This is a genomic window from Kitasatospora sp. NPDC004799 (assembly GCF_040609095.1).
Taxonomy (GTDB): domain Bacteria; phylum Actinomycetota; class Actinomycetes; order Streptomycetales; family Streptomycetaceae; genus Kitasatospora.
Genome location: NZ_JBEXJK010000613.1, coordinates 1 through 3,339, shown reverse-complemented (window position 1 = coordinate 3,339; position 3,339 = coordinate 1). Strand labels below are relative to the sequence as shown.

The following is a 3,339-nucleotide window of genomic DNA, read 5'->3' as shown; positions in this document are numbered from 1 at the left end:
GCCGACGAAATGACGCGCCGTTGTGCAGGCCGCCCCGCGTCACCGGACGCGGGGCGGCCCTTTCGCGGGACGGGCGCTACGCGCCGCTGTCGGCCTCGAAGCGGATCACGACCGCCTTGGAGGTCGGGGTGTTGCTGACGTCGGCGGTGGAGTCGAGCGGTACCAGGACGTTGGTCTCCGGGTAGTAGGCCGCCGCGCCGCCGCGGGCGACGGGGTAGTGGACGACCCGGAAGTGCGGGGCCCGGCGCTCCACGCCGTCGCTCCACTCGCCGACCAGGTCGACGTACCGGCCGTCGGCGAGCCCGAGCTCCTCGGCGTCCGCGGGGTTGACCAGCACCACCCGGCGGCCGCCCTTGATCCCGCGGTAGCGGTCGTCCAGGCCGTAGATCGTGGTGTTGTACTGGTCGTGCGAGCGCAGGGTCTGCAGCAGCAGCCGGCCCGGCGGGACCTCCGGGGCGGTCAGCGGGTTGACGGTGAAGTTGGCCTTCCCGGTCGCGGTCGGGAAGGTGCGGGTGTCCCGGGGGCCGTGCGGCAGGGTGAAGCCGCCGGGGCGGCGGACCTTCTCGTTGTAGTCCTCGAAGCCCGGGACGACCCGGGCGATGCGGTCCCGCAGGGTGTCGTAGTCGGCGGCGAAGTCCTCCCACGGCACGGTGTCCCGCGGCCCGAGCACGGTGCGGGCGAGCCGGCAGACGATCGCGGTCTCGGAGAGCAGCCCGGGCGCGGGCGGGCGCAGGCCACCGCGCGAGGCGTGCACCTGGCCCATCGAGTCCTCGACGCTGACGAACTGGGCGCCGCGCGCGGTGACGTCCCGGTCGGTGCGGCCCAGGGTCGGCAGGATCAGGGCGCGGGCGCCGGTGACCACGTGCGAGCGGTTGAGCTTGGTGGAGACGTGGACGGTCAGCCGGCAGCGGCGCATCGCGGCCTCGGTCACCTCGGTGTCCGGGGTGGCCGCGACGAAGTTGCCGCCCATCGCGAAGAAGACGCCGACCTTCCCGTCGCGCATCGCCCGGATGGTGTCCACCGAGTCGAGGCCGTGCTCGCGCGGCGGCTCGAAGCCGAACTCCTCGCCCAGGGCGTCCAGGAAGGCGGTGGTGGGGCGCTCGAAGATGCCCATCGTCCGGTCGCCCTGGACGTTGCTGTGGCCGCGCACCGGGCAGACGCCGGCGCCCGGGCGGCCGACGTTGCCGCGCAGCAGCAGGAAGTTGACCACCTCGCGGATGGTCGGCACGGCGTGCTTGTGCTGGGTGAGGCCCATCGCCCAGCAGACGATGATCTTCTCGGAGGCCAGCACCAGCCGGGCGAGCTCCTCGATCTGCTCCCAGGGCAGGCCGGTCGCGGCGAGCACCTCGGCCCGGTCGGTGCCGAGCGCCTGGGCCTCGAACTCCTCGAAGCCGTGGCAGTGTTCGGCGACGAACGCGCGGTCCACGCCGTCCCGCTCCAGCACGATCCGGTTCAGCGCGCGGAACAGCGCGAGGTCGCCGCCGAGCCGGATCTGCAGGAAGAGGTCGGTCAGCTTGGTGCCGTGGCCGACCAGGCCGCGCGCCTGCTGGGGGTTCTTGAACCGCTCCAGGCCGGCCTCCGGCAGCGGGTTGACGCTGACGATCGTGGCGCCGGCCCGCTTGGCGCGCTCCAGCGCGGAGAGCATCCGGGGGTGGTTGGTGCCCGGGTTCTGGCCGGCCACGATGATCAGGTCGGCCTGGTAGAGGTCCTTCAGGCCGACGCTGCCCTTGCCGACGCCGAGCGTCTCGGTGAGCGCCGAGCCGGAGGACTCGTGGCACATGTTGGAGCAGTCCGGCAGGTTGTTGGTGCCGAGCCGGCGGGCGAACAACTGGTACGCGAAGGCGGCCTCGTTGCTGGTCCGGCCGGAGGTGTAGAAGGCGGCGCCGTCCGGGGTGTCCAGGGCCTTCAGCTCCTCGGCGACCAGCGCGAAGGCGTCGTCCCAGGAGACCGGCGTGTAGTGGGTGGCGCCCTCGTCGAGCAGCATCGGCTGGGTGAGCCGGCCCTGCTGGCCCAGCCAGTAGCCGGAGCGCTCGGCCAGCTCGGCGACCGGGTGGGCGGCGAAGAACTCGGCGCGGATCCGGCGTTCGGTGGCCTCCTCGGCGACGGCCTTGGCGCCGTTCTCGCAGAACTCGGCGGTGTGCGGCTTGTCCGGCTCCGGCCAGGCGCAGCCGGGGCAGTCGAAGCCGTTCTGCTGGTTGACCTTGAGCAGGGTGGCCAGGGTGCGGCGGGCGCCCATCTGCTCGGCGGCCATCCGCAGGCTGTGGCCGACGGCGGGCAGCCCGGCGGCCGCGTGCTGGGGCGCGGACACCTCGGGGGCGTCCTGCGCCGGATCGCTCTGCGGGGCCTGCTTGGCCATGGCCGCTCTCCTCGGGCTCTGCTGGTCGGGGCCGCCGCACCGGCGCGGGACCCACCGCCCATCCTTCCACCTGCTCCGCGGCAGGGGGAGGGCCGTCTCCGCGCCGGGCGGCCGGGCGTCGGTAGAGTCTGGGCGTCATGGCGGGAGGGGAGGGCGCGTGCGAGTCGGGGACGTCCTGGACGGCCGGTACGAGCTGGTGGAGAAGCTCGGGCAGGGCGGGTTCGGGGTGGTGTGGCGGGCCCAGGACACCCGGATGGGGCGGCCGGTGGCGGTCAAGGTCATCGGGCACCACGGCGGTGACCGGGCGAAGGCCGCGCTGCGGTTCGTCCGGGAGGCCGGTGCGGCCGGCAACCTCTCGCACCCGAACATCGTCACGGTGCACGACCTCGGCCAGTGCGAGCTCGGCGGCGAGGAGGTCACCTACCTGGTGATGGAGCTGCTCACCGGGCGGACCCTCACCGAGGTGCTGCGGGCGGGGGTGCCCGAGCCCGCGCTCAGCCTGCGCTGGGGGCGGCAGATCAGCGGCGCGCTGGCGGCCGCGCACGACGCGGGCATGGTGCACCGGGACATCAAGCCGGACAACGTGATGATCACCGACGCCGGGCACCCGAAGGTGCTGGACTTCGGCATCGCCCAACTGGACACCGGCGCGGGCGGGTTGACCACCACCGGGACGATCGTCGGCAGCCCGGCGTACATGGCGCCGGAGCGCTGGACCGGCGGCTGGGTGGACGGGCGGGCCGACCTCTACGCGCTGGGCTGCGTGCTGGTCGAACTCTTCACCGGGGCGCGGCCGTTCGGCGGGGACTCGACCCCGGTGCTGATGTACCAGCACCTCAACGAGCCGCCCGCGCCGCTGGACCCGGCGCAGTTCGGGCTGCCGCCGCAGGTGGCCGGGCTGGTCGCGGAGCTGCTGGCGAAGGACCCGGCGGACCGGCCGGCCGACGCCCGGACGGTCGAGCGGCGGCTCGCCGAGCTGGCCG

2 protein-coding genes are annotated in these 3,339 nt (G+C 74.1%); one reads left to right on the top strand and one right to left on the bottom strand.

The features are described from left to right. Window positions 1-76 precede the first annotated feature (76 nt). Window positions 77-2,356 (bottom strand): FdhF/YdeP family oxidoreductase, encoded by a 2,280-nt coding sequence (locus ABZW03_RS38885; protein WP_355269311.1) that lies wholly within the window; start codon window positions 2,354-2,356, stop codon window positions 77-79. Between the two features lie 157 nt (window positions 2,357-2,513). Here ABZW03_RS38885 and ABZW03_RS38880 point away from each other — a divergent pair. Next, a partial coding sequence (locus ABZW03_RS38880; RefSeq protein ID WP_355269309.1) for a serine/threonine-protein kinase occupies window positions 2,514-3,339 on the top strand: 826 nt, incomplete at its 3' end.